This window comes from Pediococcus sp. (genome assembly GCF_003533255.1).
Lineage (GTDB): Bacteria > Bacillota > Bacilli > Lactobacillales > Lactobacillaceae > Pediococcus > Pediococcus parvulus.
Genome location: NZ_DOEM01000021.1, coordinates 106,117 through 130,422, shown reverse-complemented (window position 1 = coordinate 130,422; position 24,306 = coordinate 106,117). Strand labels below are relative to the sequence as shown.

The 24,306-nt window shown below is 38.7% G+C and carries 19 protein-coding genes, 2 pseudogenes and 1 riboswitch; of the genes and pseudogenes, 13 read left to right on the top strand and 8 right to left on the bottom strand.

What is annotated here, in order from left to right; genetic code table 11:
- Nucleotides 1-7: 7 nt before the first annotated feature.
- The 3 genes from DD627_RS05170 to DD627_RS05160 form a co-directional block, all read right to left on the bottom strand.
- The gene (locus DD627_RS05170) at nt 8-1,306 is read right to left on the bottom strand and encodes an MFS transporter (RefSeq protein WP_260274749.1); all 1,299 of its coding nucleotides are present in this window, start codon (nt 1,304-1,306) and stop codon (nt 8-10) included.
- Between the two features lie 61 nt (nt 1,307-1,367).
- Nucleotides 1,368-2,108, bottom strand: coding sequence for a LiaF transmembrane domain-containing protein (locus tag DD627_RS05165; RefSeq protein WP_057782926.1), 741 nt, complete (start codon nt 2,106-2,108; stop codon nt 1,368-1,370).
- A gap of 5 nt (nt 2,109-2,113) precedes the next feature.
- Complete coding sequence (locus DD627_RS05160; protein ID WP_260267489.1) at nt 2,114-2,560, bottom strand: LytTR family DNA-binding domain-containing protein; 447 nt, start codon at nt 2,558-2,560, stop codon at nt 2,114-2,116.
- 213 nt (nt 2,561-2,773) lie between these two features.
- On the opposite strand from DD627_RS05160, the gene DD627_RS05155 reads away from it, so the two are divergent.
- Nucleotides 2,774-4,177, top strand: a complete 1,404-nt coding sequence (locus tag DD627_RS05155) for an MFS transporter (protein ID WP_260267487.1) — start codon at nt 2,774-2,776, stop codon at nt 4,175-4,177.
- Nucleotides 4,178-4,309: 132 nt separating this feature from the next.
- On the opposite strand, the gene DD627_RS05150 is transcribed toward DD627_RS05155, so the two are convergent.
- Nucleotides 4,310-5,065 (bottom strand): SGNH/GDSL hydrolase family protein, encoded by a 756-nt coding sequence (locus DD627_RS05150; protein WP_057782932.1) that lies wholly within the window; start codon nt 5,063-5,065, stop codon nt 4,310-4,312.
- Nucleotides 5,066-5,276: 211 nt separating this feature from the next.
- On the opposite strand from DD627_RS05150, the gene lepB (DD627_RS05145) reads away from it, so the two are divergent.
- From lepB (DD627_RS05145) to DD627_RS05120, 6 genes are all read left to right on the top strand, one after another.
- Nucleotides 5,277-5,882 (top strand): signal peptidase I, encoded by a 606-nt coding sequence (gene lepB / locus DD627_RS05145; RefSeq protein WP_186806938.1) that lies wholly within the window; start codon nt 5,277-5,279, stop codon nt 5,880-5,882.
- A gap of 123 nt (nt 5,883-6,005) precedes the next feature.
- On the top strand, nt 6,006-6,611 hold the full coding sequence (gene lepB / locus DD627_RS05140; protein WP_260268033.1) for a signal peptidase I: 606 nt from the start codon (nt 6,006-6,008) through the stop codon (nt 6,609-6,611).
- Nucleotides 6,612-6,748: 137 nt separating this feature from the next.
- The gene (locus tag DD627_RS05135) at nt 6,749-8,065 is read left to right on the top strand and encodes a C1 family peptidase (protein WP_260274750.1); all 1,317 of its coding nucleotides are present in this window, start codon (nt 6,749-6,751) and stop codon (nt 8,063-8,065) included.
- Nucleotides 8,066-8,241: 176 nt separating this feature from the next.
- Nucleotides 8,242-11,904 (top strand): MMPL family transporter, encoded by a 3,663-nt coding sequence (locus DD627_RS05130; protein ID WP_260274751.1) that lies wholly within the window; start codon nt 8,242-8,244, stop codon nt 11,902-11,904.
- Between the two features lie 106 nt (nt 11,905-12,010).
- Nucleotides 12,011-12,412, top strand: coding sequence for an HIT family protein (locus DD627_RS05125; RefSeq protein WP_260274752.1), 402 nt, complete (start codon nt 12,011-12,013; stop codon nt 12,410-12,412).
- Between the two features lie 74 nt (nt 12,413-12,486).
- Nucleotides 12,487-13,023 (top strand): hypothetical protein, encoded by a 537-nt coding sequence (locus tag DD627_RS05120; protein ID WP_057782940.1) that lies wholly within the window; start codon nt 12,487-12,489, stop codon nt 13,021-13,023.
- Between the two features lie 9 nt (nt 13,024-13,032).
- On the opposite strand, the gene DD627_RS05115 is transcribed toward DD627_RS05120, so the two are convergent.
- A complete protein-coding gene (locus tag DD627_RS05115; RefSeq protein WP_068808471.1) occupies nt 13,033-13,497 on the bottom strand; it encodes a GNAT family N-acetyltransferase in 465 nt (154 codons plus the stop codon).
- Between the two features lie 420 nt (nt 13,498-13,917).
- On the opposite strand from DD627_RS05115, the gene cls reads away from it, so the two are divergent.
- The gene (gene cls, locus DD627_RS05110; RefSeq protein WP_068808420.1) at nt 13,918-15,375 is read left to right on the top strand and encodes a cardiolipin synthase; all 1,458 of its coding nucleotides are present in this window, start codon (nt 13,918-13,920) and stop codon (nt 15,373-15,375) included.
- Between the two features lie 432 nt (nt 15,376-15,807).
- Nucleotides 15,808-17,238, top strand: a complete 1,431-nt coding sequence (gene nhaC / locus DD627_RS05105) for a Na+/H+ antiporter NhaC (protein ID WP_260274753.1) — start codon at nt 15,808-15,810, stop codon at nt 17,236-17,238.
- Between the two features lie 32 nt (nt 17,239-17,270).
- Here nhaC and DD627_RS05100 read toward each other — a convergent pair whose 3' ends face one another.
- Together DD627_RS05100 and DD627_RS05095 are read right to left on the bottom strand one after the other, a co-directional pair.
- Nucleotides 17,271-18,272, bottom strand: a complete 1,002-nt coding sequence (locus DD627_RS05100) for an SGNH/GDSL hydrolase family protein (RefSeq protein ID WP_260274754.1) — start codon at nt 18,270-18,272, stop codon at nt 17,271-17,273.
- Between the two features lie 27 nt (nt 18,273-18,299).
- The gene (locus DD627_RS05095) at nt 18,300-18,875 is read right to left on the bottom strand and encodes a DNA-3-methyladenine glycosylase I (RefSeq protein WP_260267089.1); all 576 of its coding nucleotides are present in this window, start codon (nt 18,873-18,875) and stop codon (nt 18,300-18,302) included.
- Between the two features lie 424 nt (nt 18,876-19,299).
- Between DD627_RS05095 and DD627_RS05090 the strand changes: the two are divergent.
- The 4 genes and pseudogenes from DD627_RS05090 (at nt 19,300) to DD627_RS05075 (ending at nt 22,568) form a co-directional block, all read left to right on the top strand.
- A pseudogene (locus DD627_RS05090) lies at nt 19,300-20,367 on the top strand (methionine ABC transporter ATP-binding protein).
- Nucleotides 20,367-21,035, top strand: a pseudogene (locus DD627_RS05085) (methionine ABC transporter permease). The pseudogenes DD627_RS05090 and DD627_RS05085 overlap by 1 nt, the downstream one beginning before the upstream one ends.
- A gap of 100 nt (nt 21,036-21,135) precedes the next feature.
- Nucleotides 21,136-21,987 (top strand): MetQ/NlpA family ABC transporter substrate-binding protein, encoded by an 852-nt coding sequence (locus DD627_RS05080; RefSeq protein ID WP_068807139.1) that lies wholly within the window; start codon nt 21,136-21,138, stop codon nt 21,985-21,987.
- Nucleotides 21,988-22,094: 107 nt separating this feature from the next.
- Entirely contained in the window at nt 22,095-22,568 is a 474-nt protein-coding gene (locus DD627_RS05075) for an S-ribosylhomocysteine lyase (protein ID WP_057782956.1), read from the top strand.
- A 71-nt stretch (nt 22,569-22,639) separates the two neighbouring features.
- On the opposite strand, the gene DD627_RS05070 is transcribed toward DD627_RS05075, so the two are convergent.
- Nucleotides 22,640-23,968: a nucleobase:cation symporter-2 family protein gene (locus DD627_RS05070; protein WP_260274771.1), complete on the bottom strand. Its 1,329-nt coding sequence runs from the start codon at nt 23,966-23,968 to the stop codon at nt 22,640-22,642.
- Nucleotides 23,969-24,105: 137 nt separating this feature from the next.
- A riboswitch (purine riboswitch) is annotated at nt 24,106-24,204 on the bottom strand.
- Nucleotides 24,205-24,306 lie beyond the last annotated feature (102 nt).

Here is a 24,306-nt window from a genome sequence, read left to right as displayed (position 1 = left end):
GATTGTATCAATCACTGATTCCTTGCGGTAGCTGCGGTTGAGAAGAGTTTTTAGGCTGATTCAGTAATTTTTGTCTGCTCAAGGTTAAGACTACTGAAGTGGTGAAGATGATTAATAAAATACCAGTAATGGCAAAGATTGGCAAAGCTGACAGATGATCAAATAAGAAACCAAATACAATTGTCCCAAGTGGCATTAATAACATACTGATCGTGCTAGTTAGTGAGAAAATCCGTCCTTGCATGTGCTGCGGGATTAATTGTTGCATATACATGCCCAAAGGCGTGTTAATGAAGACCAATATTATACCGTTTAAAGTATTTAAGGCAATAAAGTAAATGGTATTTATATCGGCAGATAAGTTTAGAATTTCTGGAATTCCTACAGCAATGAAGACGAGTGATAAAAAGCCGATGTTTAAATATGAAATTAGAACTGGATGGTGTTTTAATTTCCTTAGGCTCAATAAAATTCCTCCAAGAAACATCCCAACGGCCAGGGATGAATCTGTGATCCCATACTGGGTGCTGGACAATTTCAACGTTTTAACCAGGAAATAGGGTTCGCCAACGTTGACAGCAGAGAAGAAAAAATTAATGGCTGCCGAAGAAATGATTAAAATACGCATTAAACGTTGGTTACGTAAATATTGAAAACCAGCGCGAAAATTCTGCCAGACTGTTTCTGTAGAGCTTGCATCTGTTGATTGAGGTTTTTGCTCTTGAATTGCATTCTTAAAACGAAGAAACATGATTGTGAATAAAGCAATTAGTTCAAATCCAATTTCAATAAATGCAAAATTGTCTATAGAAATCAATGTATAGACGAGAGCACCAATAATTGGTGCCAAGAAAGAAGCTAACGACGAAACAGATTGGTTTAACGAATTTACTTTCTGTAGTTCATCCGAGTCAAATAATTGAACAAGGCTTGCAGTGAGCGTTGTACTGAGAAAATTATCGGTAATTTGAAGGATAACAATTAGGCCGATAAGTTCCGCAAAATATTGGGCTGGCCATAGCTGAAAAGTAAAACCAAATAAAAGTAATCCAAGACTAGTTGTGATTTGAGCGGCAATCATAACTTTACGATGGTTGAAAGTATCCACCACAAAGCCAACGAAAGGAGTCAAAAGTAGAGAAATAATTGGTCCCGTAATTAATGACACACCCATACCTAACGCAGAACCGGTTCGATGAAGAATATATAAACCGGTGGCAAAAGACAGCATGCCACTGCCAAACCCACCAGTGAACTTAATTATCAATAACCTAATGGTTTGTGCAGATAATTTAATTTTATTCATAATAGCATCCCCAATTTTGAAGTAAAATTGTCCTTCAATTATTGATTAATAGTTTCTAACGCTAAACATAATGAACTGTAATGTCGCCGATATTAAAGTTCCCGGTAATCGTGACTAAAGGTCCAGTTTTTGTGGGCTTTTCTCCTGTTTCAGCAACTTCAGTGATAAATGAACTTAATTTAATTTGTGTGTGCCATTCTTTGGGCACATACAGGTAAATCTCACCCATGCTTCCGTTGAGGCTGATATTGGCTTGATCAGCAACGATACTTGCTTGATCAAAATAAATTTTAGCGTCCCCCATCGTCACATTAATTGTTGCCTGCTGAAAATTAGCAGATTGGACGTAACGAATAGCACTCCCCATGCGTACATTGACATCGACGTAGGATTCATAGTCCGTTGTTGTACTTTCTGAATAACGCTGACCATTGCTATCGATCGTTTTATTGACAATAATGTGTTGATGGGGATGAACTTTTCGTTTTAAAGGCTGTAACACGAGTGATAATCCAATACTTAGGAGTAAAGCAGCACCCAGAATTGTCCAGGGAACTAAATTGGTGATGCCAAGGGGTTTCGCATAAAGAATACTGATAAAAGCCAGGCTGAAGACAGTGCCGCTTACGCTAAAGTAAGCCATGCTCTTGATAGTAGCAGCCACCAAAATTAAAGTTAGAAAAAGTGTCCACATCCCGATATGATAAGTAAGCCAACCTGCTTTACTAGCGATTAAGACAAAAGCACAAGCTAAGAAAAATACTCCCCAGAACCAATGACCCCATTTTATTTTTGTATTCATAATTATTACCTCATTTCATTTAATCGTTCTTGTAGTTGTTTGTAGTAACGGCGCGATGCGTAAATTTGTTTATGCGAATTGCGAAATGAAATCAGACAATTTGAAATGGATTTCGACAATGCATTGACTTGGTACAGATTAATTAAAGCTGATTTCGAAACTTGGAGAAAATAACCAGGAAGTGTATCAGCTAATTCGTAGAGATGCTTTGTACTCGTGTAAATATTGTCTGCTGTATGTATTTGTAATCGCCGGTCTGCAGTTTCAATAAAAAGGATACTATCCAACTTCAGAAAATATTCGGTTTTATCTTGATAGCACTTGATGGTGTCCGCAGTGGTTGATTTTTCCAACAAGTTTTTGAGATGTTGAACGGTCGCATCATCTTTAGGTGTTTTAATAACAACTTCTGGCTCTTGTAACGAGCTATCAATTTCTAGTCGCACTTTCATTCGCATTGCCCCCTTCCTGTTGCTTTGATATTATTAGACTACTTTTAAATGAGGAATGGAATACTTTTTGTTTAAGTGGCACAAAATTACGCGTAACCGGTTAAATGGTGAACAGCTGAGAATCTAGTTAAAAAGTTGAAATAGGTATCAAAGAACATACCATATTAGTGGTAAACTATTGCTAGTTTATTAGAGTATTGAGGATGAAAAATTATGAAGCAAAAATCACAATGGATATTACTACTGGCAACTTCAATGGTGTCATTTATGTCAACAATTGATGCCAGTATTGTTAATATTGCGGTGCCACAACTTTCCCACGACCTTCATGTTCCTATGAATGAAGCTGAATGGGTAGTGTCCGTTTACTTAGTGTTAATCTGTATGTTACTAATATTTTTTGGAAAATTGTCGGATCAAATTGGCCGTATTAAACTTTTTCAGATTGGCACTTTAATTTTTGTCATTGGCTCACTAGGCTGTGGCTTAAGTATGAATTTGCCGCTTATGCTGGGAGCTCGGGTAGTTCAGGCAATTGGAGCTTCTATGACTATGGCGACAAACTTCGGAATTATTACGCAAATTTTTCCACGCAATCGTCATGGGGTGGCATTAGGTGTTAATAGTTCATTTGTTCAGGTGGGAAATATTATGGGTCCGGGACTAGGCGGACTAATTCTTTCTGTTCTTTCCTGGCATTTTATCTTTTTCATTAACGTGCCAATTGGTTTGATTGCTTTTGTGTTTGGATACAAAATTTTTCCTAAAGAGCCTGCAATCCATGAGAAAGTACAAATTGATTTTCCCGGCTATTTGGCCTATGTGCTCGCAATAGTTAGTTTTTTCGTGGCCATTTATTGGGGTCAAGAAGTTGGGTTTGCCAAACTGAAAATCCTGGGATTATTCTGCTTAAGTGCCATTTTTATTGCCATCTTTATTTTTCACGAAAACCGAGTCGGCAACCCACTTTTAAATTTACAAATTTTCAAAAATGTGGGATTTTCAATCGGTGTTATTTCAACAATGCTAGTATTTGCGGTTGGTTATTTTAATAATATGATCATGCCTTACTATTTGCAGGAAACTCTGAAATATTCGTCTGCAGTCGCTGGGCTAATCTTGATGGCCGTCCCACTTTTGAATATTTTTTCAGCACCGGTTGGTGGCATGATTGGTGATCGAATTGGTGCGGACGAGGTTTCCTTAATCGCACTTGTGATCTTTTTAATTCCTGAACTGATTTTTATGTTCATTACGCCTAATTGGGGGATTGTTTGGCTGGTTATTGGGCTAATGTTGTTTGGTTTGGCGAATGGGGCGTTCCAAAATAATCCAATGATAATGGGAAATGCTGGCAAACAGTTTCAAGGAATTGCGGGATCGATTGCGGCGTTGGCACGCAACTTAGGGATGTCAATTGGTCTGTCGTTGTCGACATCTCTGTTATATTTTGGTATTAGTCAAAAAGCGGGTCGGCATATTACCACGTACCCAGAACATAATCCAAACTGGTTTGTTTATGGTATGCATTTTAGTTATTGGTTTGCGTTTGCTCTGATCGGAATTGCACTGGTTTTATTGATTACTTTAGTTAAGCATCAGAAGAAGGCAGTCTAAAAAAGCGAGATTAAGCAAAAGGATTTTTCTGCTTAATCTCGTTATATTTTCCGGATATTATTTCTAAAAAGTGAAAAGAAGCAAGTTCTGCTCAGAATCTAACTGCTTTTCCCCTTTTTTATGTTTAATTACCTAGTTATTAGTTAAAAATTTAGTTAATTGAACTTCAAAAATTGGTGTCCAAACTTGCTTGTAACCCATTTGGGTAGGGTGGGCATCGTCAGCCATAAAATAGGGACTAGTTTTAATCAAATTATGGAGGACAGGATCTGCCCAGAGATCGATGATGGCGAAATGCCACTTTTTCTGTAGTTGGTATAACTGACTGATCAAACTTGCATAATCTTGATCTGGCTTACGCATGCAAGTGTAGAAAACAACAGGACAGCGAAAATGGGCTTGAACGTAAGCTAAAATATCTTCCATGGCGCCAAGGGTTGTCTCACGATCAAAACCGTCAGTTTGCACATCTGGAGTAATTTGGCCTAGGTCTTTATTAGCCCGGCTATCATTTGTAGAGAGCTGACAAACAAAGAGATCATAATTAGCTTGATCATCAAAATCGGTTCGAAGGCGACTTGAATACGTCTTTGGTTCGAGTCCTGCTAAAGTGGTGCCACTGATGGCTGATTTAGTAGGAATAATACCGTCTTTTGTTTGCAAGTACTCTACAAAAGACTTGCCTTTTGCAGCTGCGCCATAGGTAATTGACGAACCTAAAAAGGCAATACGTTTACCATATAATTTGGAACTGGGGTTCAAAACTTCTGTTGAAGGAAGATAAGCAGGCAAATTGCCCAACATGATTGCTTTTAACGGACGGGGAATTTTGTGAATCCCAACGGCAGTCGCTGCCAATATACCAGTATTTAATAGGAATTTTTTCATGTGAATCACCTCAGAATTATTGTAGCACGGAATAAAAAGCTGAGATGAGTTTTATGAGGAAATAAGGGATGAAAATGAACCCTTGTAAAGTTGTCAATTTGGATTTTGACTATCAAATTATGAAGAATTTATATCAGTTTAAACTTTGAACGAGATTTTTGGCAGAGTTTGCACTAAAATAGAAAATAAATAAGTTAATTGAGGAGTTTCCATGAAAACTATAAAAAGTATTCTAAGTTGGGTAGTACCGATTCTAATTGGGTTAGCAATTGCTTTATTAGTTCGTAGCTATCTGTTTGAAATCGTACGGGTTGATGGCACGTCAATGGAACCCAATCTGGTTAATAATGAACGCGTTTTTGTTTTAAAACAAGAAAAGATTAAACATCTGAGTGTCATTGTTTTTGATGCCTATGGTGCTGATCCCCAAGCCACTCCAGGGACGGAGTATGTGAAGCGAGTTATTGGGATGCCAGGTGATAAGATTTCATATAAAAATGGCAATTTGTACGTAAATAACAAGTTAGTACCTCAGAAATTCATCAGTGCGCACGAACGAACGACAGGAACAGAAATTGGAGCAGAAGCGACAGATTGGAACTTAGCTTCTGTGGCGAAAGCCCGTGGCTGGGGGAATAAGCCCGAAAAGGTGCCAGCTGGTGAGTACTTTGTGTTAGGTGATCACCGAACTGTGTCTAACGATAGTCGTTATTGGGGTTTTGTGAAGAAGAGTGAGGTTATGGGAGTCGTTAAGGTCCCATTCTGGGGTAGTACCGCTGCTAAAAAGAACGTCAATGACCGAACGAGTGATTATTAATCAACTAAACAAATTAGTGTTGAAAACGGATAAATTCCGATTTAACACTTTTTTTCTGGAGAAATTTGCTATTTGCGGAGTCTGCACTAAAATAGAAAATAATAAGTTAATTGAGGAGTTTCCATGAAAATTATAAAAAGTATTTTAAGTTGGATAGTGCCGATTCTAATTGGTTTAGCAATTGCTTTATTAGTTCGTAGCTATCTGTTTGAAATCGTGCGGGTTGATGGCTCATCGATGGAACCCAATCTGGTTAATAATGAACGCGCTTTTGCTTTAAAACAAGAAAAGATTAAACATCTGAGTGTCATTGTTTTTGATGCCTATGGTGCGGATCCCCAGGCCACTCCAGGGACGGATTATGTAAAGCGAGTTATTGGGATGCCAGGCGATAAGATTTCATATAAAAATGGCAATTTGTACGTAAACAACAAGTTAGTGCCCCAGAAATTCATCAGTGCAAACGAGCGAACGACAGGAACAGAAATTGGAGCAGAAGCGAAAGATTGGAACTTGGCTTCTGTGGCGAAAGCCCGTGGCTGGGGAAATAAGCCTGAGAAAGTGCCAGCTGGCGAGTACTTTGTGTTAGGTGATCACCGAACCGTTTCTTACGATAGTCGTTATTGGGGGTTTGTGAAGAAAAGCGAGGTTGTGGGAGTTGTTAAGGTTCCATTCTGGGGTAGCACCGCTGCTAAAAAGAATGTCAATGATCGAACGAGTGATTATTAGTTAATTAACAAATTAGTGTTGAAAAGGGATAAATTCCGATTCAACACTTTTTTTAGGAAAAATTTGCTATTTATGGTAAAAGTATTAAAATATGATTAGTTTATTCTTAATTTTATGTTTAATTTTGGAGGTGCCACATGGGAAAAGAAGTTTCACAAGAAAACGTTGCTAAGTTTCGAAAAGTTTTTAATGAGGATAACCGCAATGCTGTTGTCCAACGGGCAGCTACAAAAAACGGTGTTTTAAATGCCAGTGAAGATATTGCCGCTAAAGTACGCTTAGATCACACTTTCTCCGTTGAAATTGATACTGGTAAAGTTTCCAACCAGCTACATAGTGGTCGTTGTTGGTTATTTGCGTTATTGAATACCCTTCGGCATCAAGTTGCTGATAAATATAACGTCAAAGATTTTGAATTATCTCAAGCTTATTCTTATTTCTGGGATAAGATTGAACGAGCCAACATTTTTTACGAAAATATTATTCGCACTGCTGACAAACCAGCGAATGATCGTGAAGTTGAATTTTACTTAGAAGGACCTGGTGGTGACGGCGGTCAGTGGGCAATGGCGGCCGGATTAGTTCAAAAGTACGGGGTTGTTCCTTCATCTGTGATGCCTGAAACTTTTAATACAAATGATACGACCGGTTTCGGGGGTGCTTTAAATAACAAGTTACGTAAAGATGCTATTGAATTACGGGAATTAACAAATAGTGGTGCTTCTGAAGGTCAATTGAACGCCAAACGAGATCAATTGTTGGGTGAAGTTTATCGCATGACAGCCATCGCAGTTGGCGAACCACCTGTAAAGTTTGATTTTGAATATCGTGATGACAAAAAGAATTATCACCGAGAAGCCAACGTCACACCAAAAGAATTCTTTGATAAATACGTTGACGTTGATTTGGACGATTATGTGGTTGTTAGCAATTCACCTGATAAACCATTTAATAAGTTATATGGTTTACCAGCTGAAGATAATATCGTGGGTGGAAAACCCATTACGCTTTTAAATGTCGAAATGGATGTCATACGAAAAGCGGCCGTTGCTCAACTTAAGGATGGCGAGACCGTCTGGTTTGGCAATGATGTTTTGGAACAGATGGATCGCAAAGACGGTTTATTAGATAGTAAACTTTATCAAACCGACGCGCTGTTCGACGTTGATTTAAGCATGAGTAAGGCAGAACGTTTGCAGTACGGACAAGCAGCTGTTTCACATGCCATGACGATTACTGGTGTCGATGTGGTCGATGATGACGTCACAAAGTGGAAAGTCGAAAATAGTTGGGGCGAAAAGAACGGCGATAAGGGATACTTTGCCATGACCGATGACTGGTTTGAGAACTATGTCTATCAAGTTGTGGTCCATCGCAAATATTTAACGGCTGATCAGTTAAAGATCGCTGATTCGAAACCAGAGCCGTTACCAGTTTGGGATCCAATGATGTAATTAAAAGAAATTCGCGAAGACCGGTGTAAAAAGGCTGGTCTTTTTATTTTGGCAAAATAGGAAATAGTCTACCGTGAAAAGATTAAATAAAAATAAAAGAAAATTGTTTACATTTATTTTCGGAACGCTTATAATATCCTCTTGTATATTAAACTGGACATTGAAAGGAGATAAACATGCAAAAGCTTGTGAAAAATCATGGGATTGCGCTAATTGTTTGGATTGGCATAATTTTAATTAGTATTTTTAGTTTACCTAATATTGATCAATTAGTAAGATCTCATGGTGATACCAAGATACCTAGTGCTGCACAAAGCCAAATTGCAAATCGAATTCAGTCCAAATGGGGCTATGGACAAGGGAATACGACGCAAGTAGTTGCTATTTTTAATAATGGCAACAAAAAATTAACCGCAGATCAAAAAGAGAATATCAATAGTACCATTAATTATCTGCGCGATAACAAGAAGAAATTGGGAATTAAGGATATTACGGCTGCATCGGATAATGCGGAAACCCGTAAACAATTAATTTCAAAAGACAAGACAACAGAACTTGTTCAAGTGTTGGTTTCAAAGGATCATGGTTCTTATAAAACCATTGATCGAGAACTAACCAAAGCCGTTAAAACCCCTAATGTGAAATCTTACATTACCGGTGGTGACATTCTGAATGAAAAGTTCTCGGAAGCTACCCAAGAAGGGGTTAAGAAAACTGAGATTATTGCGGCAATTTTCATTTTTATTGTCTTAATTTTAGTTTTCCGATCACCAATCGTCCCATTAATTTCCGTTTTTACAGTGGGTGTGTCGTTTATCACAACGCTTTCGATTGTGACGAACTTAGTTTCACGAGCTAACTTCCCATTCTCAAACTTTACCCAGGTCTTTATTGTGGTGGTCTTATTCGGAATTGGAACTGACTATAATATTTTGCTGTATGATCAATTTAAAGAGCAGTTAAGTAAGGGTGAAGATCGGCATACGGCTAGTAAAAAGGCCATTCGAACGGCCGGGCGCACCATTTTATACAGTGGTTCTTCTGTATTTATTGGTTTCCTAGCACTTGGTTTATCTAAGTTTTCGATCTATAAATCAGCAGTGGGCGTTGCTTTAGGTGTCGCTGTTTTAATTGTTGTTTTATTAACCTTGAACCCATTTTTCATGCACGTATTGGGCAAAAAGATGTTTTGGCCATCTAAGAAATTTGATGGTCATTCACAAAGCAAGATGTGGCATGCTTTAGCGAATTCTTCAATTTTGCATCCACTAATTGCTTTGGCATTAGTGTTACTTTTAACTGTGCCTTTTGTGATAACTGGTTCAGGAACTTTAAATTATGATGATTTAGATGAATTGAGTGATACATTACCTGAAAAGGTTGGATTCAATGTAGTTAAGGATCATTTCTCAGCAGGAACTGCTGAACCATCCACACTATATATTCGCTCTAACAAACGTTTGGATAATGAAAAAACTTTGAAGTTAGTTGATCAAATTACCAAACAACTTCAAAAAGAAAAAGGCATTAAAACGGTCGCTTCTGCTACCCAACCTGGTGGTTCTGAGATTGGTAAATTGTATGTGAAGGGCCAAGTCAAAACAGTTACAACTGGGATTGATAAAGCTCACACAGGCTTGAATACAATTGGTAAAGGTCTAACTAGTGCGTCTGATCAGTTAGCCGCAACCAATATGAGTAGTGGTTTGAATAGTGTTCAAAAATTAATTGATGGAACTGAAGTTTTGCGTAATGGTTCCTTGAAGATTACAAGTGGTGCTAACCAACTTTCAAGTGGGGCTTCCAAAATTTCTTCTGGAGTTTCGTCAATGGGAACCCAAATGGAACCTTTAGTTAGCGGTTTGAACCAATATGCTGGTGGTGTTGACACTTTAAGTTCTGGTCTAAGCCAACTTGGTAATAGGTCTGGAGACTTAACCAGTGGTTCACAAAGCTTGCTGAATTCAGCTCAAAAACTGTCAACTGGAGTTTCTACACTGAATAGTGCAGCAGTCCAGATTGATTCACAATTGGATACGCTCCAGCAATCATTAAGTGCTGGAAATGCAGCAATGAGTGGATTCTCTGGTTTGAGTAGCAAGGTTAAAGAATTAAATGCTTTAAAGGCAAAGTTGGCTCAATCACAAAACGCAATTAATAGTCTTAAACAATTGGCACCATTATTGACTGGGTTGGAATCGGCTAAGAAAAACTTAGCTTCAGCTGCAACAGATTCTGCAAAAGCTGCGGCTTCTAATACAGACGCTCTTAAAACATTGGCTGGTATTGATCAAAGTACACTGTCATCTGCTGACAAACAAAAATTAGATACAGCTAAATCACAAATTACAGAGGGTGCTGAGACAGCGGGCGCTTCAGCACAAACGATTAAGACTACCGGTGAAACATTAAGTGGGCTTTCAAGTCTTGAAAAAGAATTGGATGCAGTCAATATTGATTCCAACACACTCACTGAGCTGAAACAGCTTGAAACAGTGATGAATTCAACAAACATTAGTGAATCACAGCTTAAAGAGTTGAGTTCATTGAGAACACAATTACGGAGTGCTTCTGGTAGCATTTCAAAACTGAAACAGTTTACGGCTGGTGTTGAGCAACTTAACACGCAGGTCAATAAGAATTCTGCTTTAGTTAACGGTGTTTCTCAGCTGAATAGTGGGATTAATACGTATGCTAGCAAGGTTCAACTTGCTTCAAGTGGTGCTTCCACATTAGCAAGCAAGAGTAGTGAACTAACTAGCGGAGTAGGAACTCTTACTAGTGGTTTAGGCACGTTAACAAGTAGCCTTAACCAGCTTTCAAGTGGTGCAAGTACTTTGGCAAGTTCAACGCCTGCTATGACAAGTGGTCTTGATCAGGAAGTTTCTGGTCAAAAGCAAATGTACAGTACTTTGAAAGGCTTATCCGGAAAAGTAACTACGCTTCAATCCGGTTTGAAGACAGCCGCAAAAGGAACTAAAACGATTGGTTCTGGGATGACAACTGCAAATAGTTACTTAAACGGTATGGGGAATTCTGCGGTAGGTAAGACCTTCTATATTCCTGCAAAGCAAATTCATGGCAAGTCATTTAAACCCGTTTTGAAGACTTACTACTCTGAAGATCGGAAAGCAACCAAGTTAACAATTGTCCTTGATTCAAATCCTAATTCAGCTGCTTCGATGAAGAAGTCTAAAGCTATTCAGAAGCAGGTAAAGGATGATCTTCGTGGAACTTCGCTGAAGGATGCAACAGTTGCAATGGGTGGTCAAACCTCACAAACTGCAGATATTAATAAGGTTGCCGGAAACGACTTTACTCGTACTGCGGCCATTATGATTGTGGGAATTTTAATTGCTTTAATGTTTGTTACCCGTTCAATCTTGATGCCATTTTATATTATCGGCACGTTGTTGTTGGCTTATTACAGTTCCTTAGGAATTACTAAGGCAATCAGTAATATGTTCTTGGGACAATCTATGTTGACTTGGAACACACCATTCTTTGGTTTCATCATGATTATCGCGTTAGGTGTGGATTACAGTATCTTCTTAATGATGAGGTATCGTGATTCCAACAAGAGTTTGAAACCAAGCGCAAGGATCTTAGAAGCTTCAGGAGTCATTGGTGCTGTTGTCCTTTCAGCCATGATTATCTTGAGCGGAACCTTTGCCGCGATGATTCCATCTGGAGTGTTGACGTTAATTCAAGTTGCCTTGGTAGTTATTATTGGGTTGATTATTTTAATCATTATCATCCCAGTACTCTTACCAGCCTTGATTAAGTTAACGTACGAAGGAATTTCATTTGGGAAAAAGAAGAATAAGAATAAACATTAACTTGTAGTTTTCTACAAAGGAGAAGTGATGATTTTAAATTGTCACTTCTCTTTTTTGTATAGAGCGTACAATGGAGTTATATAACTATTTTCGAGGAGGCGAGATCATGGACTTTGATCCAAACTGTGTATTCTGTCAAAAACAACCATCAGATTATGTACTTGAAAACAAACTCGTGATTGCGTTCTGGGATATTCATCCAGTTAGCAAGGGACACTTACTTATTATCCCTAAACGGCATGTAACGCAAGTTTGGGACGTTACGGACGCAGAAAAAGCCGAACTAGTACAAATGATCGCAGATGCAAAAAAACTGTTAGACGCCAAATTTGATCCTGATGGGTATAATGTCACAATTAACTCTGGTGCTGCGGCCGGTCAAAGCGTTTTTCACTGTCATATTCATCTAATCCCGCGTTATTGGAATAAAGTAACTAAACGGGTTGGCGCAATTCCTGGTCAGTTTTTGGTGCCCAAGTCGCGACCAGAGTTCAAGGATCTTAAATAGTTTTGATAGCGAGAAACAACAAAACGACGTATAATTTAGTTAGCAAATGACGCAAGCAAAATGGGGTGAGCGCGATGAAAAGATTTAAAAGATTAGCTATTTTTATTGGAATATCAGTTTTAGGATTAAGCTTGGTATTAACGGGTTGTGCGCAATCTGGAACTGATTCGGGAAGATCCATCAAATCCAGCGCACCAAAAGTTTCTAAAGTGTCCGCCAGCAAACAAATTCGGAATAATAGTGGGTTATGGTATTTTTCTAAATCAGTAAAGGCCAAGTCCAATTCTGGAATAGAGGCGTTTGTGTTTTCAAAAAAAGGAACTGTTGAAGCTTATAACGTAAAAAAGTACTATTCTTCCTATTCAGCAGCTAAAAAAGCTAAGGGTCTTAATAAATTTGGTAAAGGAACTTATAAACTTAAAGTAAATAAACAAAAACAGACAATTGTAACTTTAAAAATGAAACTTTCTGGGATTCCTGCTACTTATCAATTTAAGTTAAAAAAGGGGTTGGCCAAAAAGTATAAGGGACTCATTTTTCATGGCTTTAATGCAGCCCGGACTGTTGATAGCGATAGTGTCAACGGTGTGTTAGTTCAAGTTAGAAAGTAAAAAAGAAGATTATCGCAATTTAAAATGCGGATAATCTTCTTTTCTTGTATCTTGAAGGGTGAAGTAAGCCGGTGACTCCCACGAGGATTTACCAATGATTTTAAACCCTTGTGCTTTATAAAAAGCAAGTGCGTTGGTATTTTTACGTACGCATTTTAAAATAACTGGGGCAGTTGCTAGTTGGCGGACATGGTCAATTAACTGGCGGCCAATTCCTAAATGCATATATTCAGGGTCAATAAATAAAAGATGAACAAAATTATCCTGTTCATAAAAACTAATGAAGCCCACAATTTTGTCATTTAAAACAGCCTTTAAGGTTAATTCACCTTTTGAATCACGTTCAAAGTCAGAATGGGTGGGATGTTTGACCCACGGAAAGGTTTCTTGTCGTGAATGCAGATACACCTGGGCTAACTGCAAAGTATCTTCTGCTTTGGCGGGTAATATTTGGACTTTGTTAGTTTGTGTCATCGCGTACTTTTCCTTTTTAAATTTAATTTTAAAAATGTATTTTAACTGCAATATTGTCTTCACAAAATATTCACAATTTGTGAATATTATTAATCATATAAACAACTTTTTCATTTACTCCCCCCATAAAGTGAATGGATGATCATGTATATGGTCATGTTACTTATTTTCCGTTGCCGCGGCAACGGTTTTTTTGTACCCAAAATTTAGAAACACCAAACTGGTTTGGAAAAGAGATGATCTTTTTAAACCAATTTTTTTGCAAAAAACCAAAACCGGTTTTAAATATGCCTATGTAAGGGTAGAATAAACACATGACACTGGATGCTGCTTATTTTGTTACTATTTGTCGAAACGTTAGTGCATAAAGTGTGCATTTATTATAAAAATTAGTAGTATATTAGCTATCGGGGGATAATTATGAACTGGGTACATATTATCATAGAAATTATTGTTGCAGTGAACTCACTAGCTGCTATTGTGACTGTTTTTCGTGAAAAACGAGATATTGCTGCAACGTGGGCTTGGTTACTTGTCCTCTTTTTTCTTCCCGTTGTCGGTTTCATCTTTTATGCGTTTGCAGGACGAAAACTGCCTAAAGGTAAAATGTTTCAATTGAGAAAAGAAACTAAAATTGAATTACAACGAGTTTTAGCTCGACAAACACAAGAATTAAATAGTGATCATACAGCGGCTGACAAGGTTGTTGAAGATGCAAGCGGGATGGCAACTATGTTTATGAATGCAGATTCCGCCTTTTTGAGTCACCGAAATCGGGTGAAACTAATTACGGATGGTAAAGAATTATTTCATGAAATGTTCCAAGATATTGAACGTGCAAAAAAGCATATTCATATTGAATTTTACACATTTTATGCTGATGAAATTGGTCATGATGTACTCCATCTATTGGAAAAGAAGGCTGCTGAAGGCGTTGATGTGCGTGTTATCTGGGATTCTTGGGGATCAATGGGTACCAAGACTAAATTTTTTGATCATCTTCGTGAACTTGGTGGGCATGCTTCACCATTCTTGGGGACTCATTCACCAGTCACCGACTTTCGTTTAAACTTCAGAGACCATAGAAAAATTGTGGTTATTGATGGTCAAGTTGGGTATACAGGTGGGTTCAATATTGGCGATCAATATTTAGGTCGAAAGAAAAAATTTGGGTATTGGCGTGATACGCATATGCGGATCGCTGGCTCTGGTGTATATGGTTTACAGGCTCGTTTTATTCGTGATTGGAATGCCACTGAACCTGAGCACTCAATTGATAAAGTATTTGATCCCGGTTCAACCTATTTCCCTGTGGCCAAGGTTAATGGTAATACCAGTTTGCAGGTGGTCGCGAGTGGCCCGGATTCGGATACAGAAACCATTAAACTGGGCTATTTGAAGTTGATTTATTCAGCTCATCGTTCAATTTGGATGCAGACCCCCTATTTAATTCCGGATGATAGTGTGTTGGATGCTTTACGAGTAGCGGCACTATCAGGAATTGATGTGCGGATTATGATTCCTCACATGCCAGACCATGCCTTTGTTTACCGTGCAACTCAGTACTATGCACGACAATGTGCTAAATGGGGTATTCAGATTTATAACTATGATGCTGGATTCTTACATGCAAAAACGATGGTTGTGGACGGAAAAATAAGTTCAGTCGGTTCAGCCAATATGGATTTTCGTAGTTTTAAACTAAACTTTGAAGTTAATACGTTCCTGTACGACGAAAAAGTAGCTGAAAAGTTAGAAGATATATTTAAAGCGGATATTCGAAAATCAACTTTACAAACCTCGAAAATGTATGACGAACAATCAGCATGGCTGAAGTTCAAGCAATATTTTTCTCGCCTGTTATCACCAATTCTCTAATTTATTTTTAATTTTTAGTTGACGAGAATTTTTTGGCGTGGTAAGATGCATTCAACTTAATATTTAACGTTAACTTTCATACCAAGTAGCTAATTATCTGGGTGTCAGAAAGTCGGTGGTTGCTGCGAACCGATCAGGATAATTTAGATGAAATACCATGAAACAGTTTCAATTGAACGGATAATAACTAGAGCCGTTACCTTCTAGTGAGTGGAGAGAATCTGTTTTTGGGATTCTTTCAATTTGGGTGGTACCACGGTTTTATCGTCCCTGTTGTATAAATTACAGCAGGGACTTTTTTGTTCCCTAAAATTTGGAAGGAGCGGAAGAATTATGGAAAAACTAACATGCGGAGGAATGCCTCGTTATTAAGGCTTCCTTAGAAATTACAGGTGGTCAAAATTTTTAAGAAAACTAAAAATGAGGTGCAATATGAAAAATAAAGTGAGTTTTAAAGAAGCAGTTATTGTGTTGTTAGCAATGTTAATCATTATGGGATTAGGCGTAATTAAGTTCGGTTTATCGCCACAAGTACCCATATTATTGGTTTTAGTCGTGGTTACATTTTGGGCGCGGATTCGTCACTTTGCCTGGACAGATGTCGATAATGGCATTAAAGAAGGTATTCAAACCGGAATTATTCCAATTTTTATTTTTATTCTTGTCGGCGCATTAATTAGTACTTGGATTGCTGCTGGGATTATTCCTTCAATGATGGTTCTAGGATTTCACATGATTAGTGTCACTTGGTTTATGCCATCGGTATTCTTTGTTTGTGCCTTGGTTGGAACTTCAATTGGCTCAGCGTTCACCATTATTTCCACAATTGGAATTGCCTTTTTCGGAATGGGTATGACAATGGGTGTCAATCCTGCATTAGTTGCTGGGGCAATTATTTCCGGCGCAATCTTTGGTGATAAGTCTTCACCACTATCAGATTCCACAAACTTAGCTTCTGCCGTTGTCGGTGTTGACTTGTTTGATCATATTAAAAACTTGATGTGGTCCACGATTCCTGCCTTTTTAGGCTCATTGATTCTTTACGCCATACTTGGTTTTCACGCTACATCTTCTGCTAATTTGGGAAAGACTGATCAAACTGTGGCAGTTTTACAAGCGCACTTTAGTGTTAATTTCTGGGCAATTATTCCAATCGCTTTGATGTTCTTCTGTGCTTGGAAGAAAATTCCTGCAATTCCAACTTTATTTATTAACATTGTCGTTTCCGTGTTGATGGTATTCATTGAACAACCCCAAACTCAAGTAAGCAAAATTGCCACGATTATTGAAAGCGGGTTTGTATCTAAAACGGGGAATGCAAGTGTTGATGCATTATTGACTCGTGGCGGCATTGGTAGCATGATGGGCACTGTTTCCTTAATTATCCTTACCCTGTCGTTAGGTGGCCTTTTAATGAAGTTTGGCTTGATTCAAGCCGTGATGGAGCCCTTAACAAAGCACTTGAACTCAGACGGTAAAATGGTCACTGCCACAATTCTTTCTGGAATTGGGGTCAACATCTTTATTGGTGAACAGTACTTATCAGTGATTCTACCAGGAAAAGCTTTCAAGAAGGCGTACAATCAATCTGGGTTAGCTAACCTTGCCTTGAGCCGTGTCCTTGAAGATGGCGGAACAGTTATCAATTATTTGATTCCATGGGGGGTTGCCGGCGCGTTTTCCGCAAATACATTGGGTGTTTCGACCCTCCATTTTCTGCCCTTCGCATTTTTTAGCATCTTGTCACCAATCTTCTCGATCATTAGTGGCTTTACCGGGATTGGATTGAAGCATACAACTGACGAAAAAAAAACGGCAACTAAAGAGAAACTCGTTGCTGATTCTGAAAGTAGTTTGAACTAAAAAAGACTAGGATTATCTGATCTTAAAGCTAGTTAAACATCAAAATATGATTTGCCATAATGTTGCAGTAAGACTTGCGAAAGGTTTTGGGCGATGATCTTAGAGCCGTTTAGGTCGGGATGCACGCCATCTGTATAAGTGATTGGCCAAGCGCTTGTTTCAATTAAGTAAATTAGTTGAGGAAATCGATCGGCCAATTGCTTAAGTTCCTTAGCAAAACTCTGATTAAATGGAACTAAGACATTTAAATGAGCGTCCGGAAATAGCGCATGAAGTTCTTGGAAAAAATTTAAGAACTGTTCTTGGACGAGTAGAGCTTCAAAACGGCGGTCATTTGTACCAATATTCACGATGACTTGGTCGGGATGGTAGGCTGGGGCGGGCGTTTCAAAATCGATATATTTCACAAATCGGGGCGCTACCGGCACTCCACCAGTACCATAGCGCAACAAACCAGCTGCACTATAAGCGATACGAATATCTTGCGCATTAAGCAATCTGGCAGTCTGTGCAGCGTAGTTTTGTTCCGCTGCATAGCCAGAAGAAGGGATGCGTTTTAACACCCAACAACCAGCTGTAATTGAGTCACCTACAAACGCAATTGTTCTACCAGCAGGCTTAACCGCAATGAGATTTCCGGAAGTAGGCATGGAAATTGAACTGATTGCTAAGCCTTGCTGATGTAACCAGACCTCATCTGCATCTGAATTTCCCGCAAAGGTAATCCGGATCAGATGGGGCTTTTTTGTTTCAAATTGAAGTTCGCTATGTACTTCATTGACCTTCAATCGAAGCTCGGGCTGGTCATCAATAAAGATGGCGATTTCGGGCTGAAATTTAGAAGTGGGTGTGGTATTTAAAAACTTAAGCTTAAGCCGTTTGGTGTCTTTAGTCATCATTAGTAAAGAGGCACCTAAGTTTGTGGTGTACATCACGGATTGATTATCAATCGTTTTAGGTACCCAACGACCCATAAAATAAACTCCAGAGAAGAGCCCGTTAGCCTTGGCTTCAACGTATTTTGCCTGTGTCATAATTTGTTAGCTCCTCTGTAATTAAAATTAACCAGGATTATCCATACAACTGATTTCATGATCGTTTACTAGTCCAATTGCTTGCATAAATGAGTAAGTGATCGTGGGACCCATAAACTTGAAGCCACGTTTCTTTAGATCCTTAGCGATTTTCTCGGAGAGTGGTGTTTTAGAATGAATTTCGACAGGAATGCGGATGTGATTATTTACCTGACGATTATTGACAAATTGCCAAATGTAATGATCGAAACTTCCAAATTCCTTTTGAATTTTAAAAAATGCCTTAGCGTTGCTAACTGTGTCTTGAATTTTTAAACGATTTCGAATGATGTTGGGATCTTGGAGAAGTTTTTCAGTATCTTCTGCCGTCATTGCGGCAACTTTGTTTAAATCAAAGTTGGCAAACGCCTTTTGAAAAGCAGGGCGCTTTTTTAAAACGAGTTCCCAGTTCAGCCCGGCTTGAAAAATTTCTAAACTCATCATTTCAAAAATATACTGGTCATCGTGGGCTGGCTGACACCATTCATTTTTATGATAGGCGCGAATTTCTGGGCCACCAGTTTTCGCCCAAGTGCAGATAAAATCATCTAATGTTTGTTTCATTTCATGTTACCTCCGCTGGTTGCCAGTGAGGTGGGAATCTGACAACGATTAATTAACTTTATTATATCGCATTTTGCACAAGAACTTGAATTATTAAAATTTGATGATAGAATAAATGCATTATTAATATTAATGCGATGAAGAGAAGAGTAAGTCCAGCAATTGCTTAGAGAGTTCCGATTGGTGAAAAGGAATCGATTGTCAGGATTGAAGATGAGCTCAGAGCTAATGTTTGAGGTACAAGCTTTAAACACGTGAGGATACGATATAATCCCAGATATAAGTTTAGTTTACGTTTGTATCGTTGAGGTGCTGTTTGTGAGAAGAGCATAAACATGGGTGGTAACACGAAGTTTTCGTCCCTAGTCTTTTAATTAAGACATAGGGCGGAAACTTTTTTTATTGCAAAAAAGAGGGTGATTGGATGACTGAAACTATTATTGATTTAAAGAAAATTACGGTGGCATTTAAGGATGGTGAAAACCAAGTCCAAGCAGTTAAGGACGTTGACTTACAAGTGGAAAAAGGTGACATCTATGGCATTGTTGGTTATTCAGGCGCTGGGAAAAGCACATTGGTTCGGGTGATTAATCTATTACAGAAACCAACATCTGGTGAAGTGCATATTAATAACCAAAATTTACTGAAGTTAAAGCCAGTTGAATTACGCCAGGCACGCACCAAAATTGGCATGATCTTTCAGCACTTTAACCTGATGAAATCCAGAACAATTTTAGGCAATGTTGAATATCCACTGTTGAAGACAAAGCTATCCAAAAAAGACCGCATTCAACGGGCCACAGAATTACTAAAGCTGGTCGGTTTAGAGCAGCGCAAAAATGATTATCCTCGTCAGTTATCTGGCGGTCAAAAACAACGAGTGGCAATTGCCCGGGCATTAGCAAATAATCCCGATATTTTGATTAGTGATGAGGCCACAAGTGCCCTAGATCCAAAAACAACCTTGTCGATTTTAAAATTATTAAAACGCCTAAACCAAACTTTGGGATTGACGATTGTTTGAATCACCCACGAAATGCAGGCAGTGAAAGAAATTTGTAATCACGTGGCGGTCATGCAAAAAGGCAAAATTGTGGAACGGGGCAACATTGAAGATATTTTCTCAACGCCGCAAAAGAAGTTAACCCAAGAATTCATCAATATTGCGACCAACGTGGGTCCGGCTGTTGAAAAAGTGACGGAAAATCCAAGTTTTAAACTACTCGCGCAAAAACAACAGTTGGTTCAATTGAACTTCATTGGTCATTCTACTGAACAGCCGATTATTTCCACTTTAGCAAAACAATTTGATGTGGATGGCAATATCTTGTTTGCCAATGTAGAACAACTGCATGAGGAAACATTAGGATTCATGATTTTAGTTTTAACGGGTGAAAGCAAAAATATTGAAACGGCAATTCAGTTTCTGAAAGAAAATCAAGTTCGGGTAAAACGACTTAATGAAGTGCCCAAAAGTGAGGTGCAAAGCTAATGGCAAGTTGGTTTCCAAATGTAATTCATATGCAAACAGAATTTGTTCAAGCCACATGGGAAACTGTGTACATGACGTTAATTTCAGCCATTATTGCGGGCGTATTAGGTCTGGCAACCGGTATTTTCCTGATTGCAAGTCAGCCAGGGGGAATTCTAGAGGACAGCTTCATATATGGTCTCCTAGATAAGATTGTAAACTTGTTGCGATCGATTCCATTCATAATTTTATTGGCTGTTATTGCCCCGTTTACTCGGTACTTAGTGGGTACCACAATTGGTACAACGGCGGCATTGGTTCCTTTGATTATTTGAATTTTTCCATTCTATGCCAGACAGATTCAAAATGCTTTAACGGAAATTGATCCTGGTGTGGTGGAAGCAGCTCAGGCCTCCGGGTCAAGTCCCACCGAAATTATTTTTCGTGTGTACTTGCGTGAAGGGTTACCAGATATTATCCGAGCTTCAATTTTAACGATCATTAGTTTAATTGGTCTAACCACCATGGCGGGAGCAATTGGGTCTGGTAGTTTAGGTGATATTGCAATTAGCATCGGTTATGCGCGATTTGAAAATGACGTCACAATTGTCGCAATGATCATTATTTTAGTCATGGTGTTTGTTATCCAGTTCGTTGGGGATTGGTTAGCAAAACGGTTAGAGCATTAAAAGAGGCGATCTTAAATGAAGTTCAGAGATAGTGTGGGAGGATTAGTACGAATGTGGTTTGAGCAACTATAAACAATAATAAAGACAAGGGGAGTTAGATATGAGAAAAAGTGTTTGGTGGGTTTTAGGGATAATTGTGGTATTAGTCGCTGTAGTGGTTGGGATTCATCAAATAAGCCACTCGGCTAAAGCTAAAACAGAAACGATTACAGTTGGTTCAATGGGTTCGGATTATGACATCTGGAAGCATATTGCCAAGAGTAAGGATGCTAAAGAGGCAGGTTTAAAGATTAAAGTACAGCAGGTCACAGATGGTGTGCAACTGAATAACGGCACGGCGCAAGGCAACATTGATGTAAATGCGTTTCAATCTTATTCTTACTATGAAGCGTATAATAAACAACATCAAAAACAACAGTTATCTGCTTTAGGAACCACTTACTTGGAGCCAATGGGAATTTACTCGAAAAAGTATGAAAAAGTTTCCCAGATTCCGGATGGCGCAACGATTGCCATTGCCAATAATCCCGCTAACACGGCACGCGATTTATTATTGTTGCAGTCAGCAGGTTTAATCACATTGAAGGCTAATTTTAGTTCATTAGGTAATGTGAGTGATATTAAGAGTAATCCCAAGAATCTGAAGTTCAAAGAAATTGATGACACAACTGGACCACGCGTCTTAAAGGATGTGGATGCAGTTCTTATTTCCAATACAGTGGCTTTGGAGGGCCATCTGCATGTACTTTCAGATTCGATTTTTCATGAGAAAGCTGATCAAAGTACGCGTGCTAATATTAATATTTTAGCAACTGCCAAGAAGCATGCGAGTAACAAGCAATACAAAAAGTTGGTAAAACTGTATCATAAGAAAGATATTCAGCGTTATATCAAAGATAAATATTACGGCACTAAAATTGAAGTTCAAAAACCGATTTCTTATTTGAAGTAAATAATTAGTTTAACAAGACATCTCAGCGGTTATTAAGTAACTGCTTGAAAAAAATAATTTTCGGATGCAAAATAGACAGTGTATACATGAAAGGAAGTTTCTAAATTATGGCAAAAGTTGAAAGTTTTACATTGGATCACACAAAGGTTAAAGCACCATATGTTCGTTTGATTACAGTTGAGAGCGGTGCAAAGGGCGATAAGATTTCGAACTTTGATTTACGGTTAGTACAACCCAACGAAAATGCGATTCCTACTGCAGGATTACACACGATCGAACATTTATTAGCAGGTTTGTTACGTGACCGTTTAGACGGCGTGATTGATTGTTCACCATTTGGTTGCCGGACAGGTTTTCATTTGATTACATGGGGCGAACATTCTACCGAAGAAGTTGCTAAGGCTTTGAAGGGCTCATTAGAAGACATTGCCGACAAGATCGAATGGAAAGACGTTCAAGGTACTGACAAGTATAGTTGCGGTAACTACCGTGATCATTCATTGTTCTCAGCCAAAGAGTGGTCAAAAGCCATTCTCGAAAAGGGAATTAGTAGCGACCCATTCAATCGTCAGGTTGTTTAATATATAAGTGAATACGAACTAAAAGAGGCTGGAAATTCTTTCCAACCTCTTTTTTACACTTATTTGACTATCTAATTAGATTTATGAACTTCAGATTTTGACTCATCACCCTGCATACCATTGAAAAACAAATTCAAAACGACGGCGACGATGCTGGCAACAACGATTCCATTCGTGAGTAACATCCGCGCGGCAGTTGGTAAAAATTGGAAAATTTGTGGGTAAACGGTAACTCCGAGTCCCATTCCAATTGACAGGGAGGTAATTAAAATATTTTTATCTTTTGAAAAATCAACCTGTTGGAGAATCTTAACACCTTGGGCACCGACAATTCCAAACATGACGATCATGGCGCCTCCTAAAACAGGATCAGGAATAATTGTAGCTACAGCACCGGCCTTGGGAAGCAATCCTAAGATAATTAAGAAGAAGGCTGAATAGTAGATTGGTTTACGAGTTTTTACTCCGGAAAGTTGAAGAACGCCCACGTTTTCCGAGAATGTGGAATATGGGAAAGTATTAAACAGTCCGCCAAGCATAGCAGCAATTCCTTCGGCCCGGTAGCCCCGCTTTAAATCATCTTCTTCAATTTTTTTACCTGTCAAATCGCCGAGGGCAAAGAAAACGCCGGTGGATTCAATCATTGTGGTTAAAGAAACCATAATCATTGTAATAATTGCGGAGCCGTGAAAAGTTGGGGTTCCAAAGTAAAATGGTTGAGGCAAATGAAACCAGCTGGCCTGGGCCACGGGACTAAGTGATACCATGCCCATTGCGCCTGCTAATAAGGTACCGGCAAGAATGCCAATTAGAATTGCAATCGAATGCATAAATCCTTTTCCCCAAATGTTGACGGCGACAATGATAATGACGGTGACAAAACCAATGATTAAACTCTTGGGATCCCCAAATGATTTGGAAGAAACCGTACCGCCACCCAGATTCTGGAAGGCAACTGGAATTAGGGTAAAACCGATAATGGTGATTAAAGAGCCGGTAACAACGGGCGGAAAGAGATTTTTTATTTTTGAAAACAGACCACTAATTAAGAAAACAAACAGGCCTGCACACATAATGGCACCGTACATCGCACCAATTCCTAAAGCCCCACCAATATTTTGCAACGGTTGAACAGCCTGAACGGCACAGCCAAGGACGACGGGTAAGCCGATTCCAGTTAGCGCCGTTTTTTTTAGTTGTAAGAGCGTGGCAATCCCACACATGAAGATATCAATAGAGACTAAGTAGGTCATTTGAGAAGCTGTAAAATGCAAGTAACCACCAATTAACAACGGGACTAAAACATCTCCAGAATACATGGCTAAGAGGTGTTGCAAACCTAGTAAGGCCGCTTTGGGCTGTGAGATAGTTTGAATTGGTTTTGCATGAGTTGCTTCAATAGACTTCAATTTAGTTCTCCTTTTCTGTCACTTACAACGTATAAATTGAGAATATGAAAGTAAAACAGGCCACAACATTGCTGTTGTGACCTGTATAAGTCTGTCGTCTATTGTTAAAGATACGCCAAAAATAGCTATCTAAAACACTATTCGCCCATAGTCCAACATTTAAGGTGTCGGGTAGAAACTTATCAACCATATTATGACATTATACAGGTAAGTGCTATTAAATTCTGTGGTGCCTAGTTTAGCATATTGTGTTTTGATTAACAACTGGTAAATTTCAAAGAAAGGCTAAATCTAAACGGCAATTTTACTTTAATTTAAGTTCATTGAAC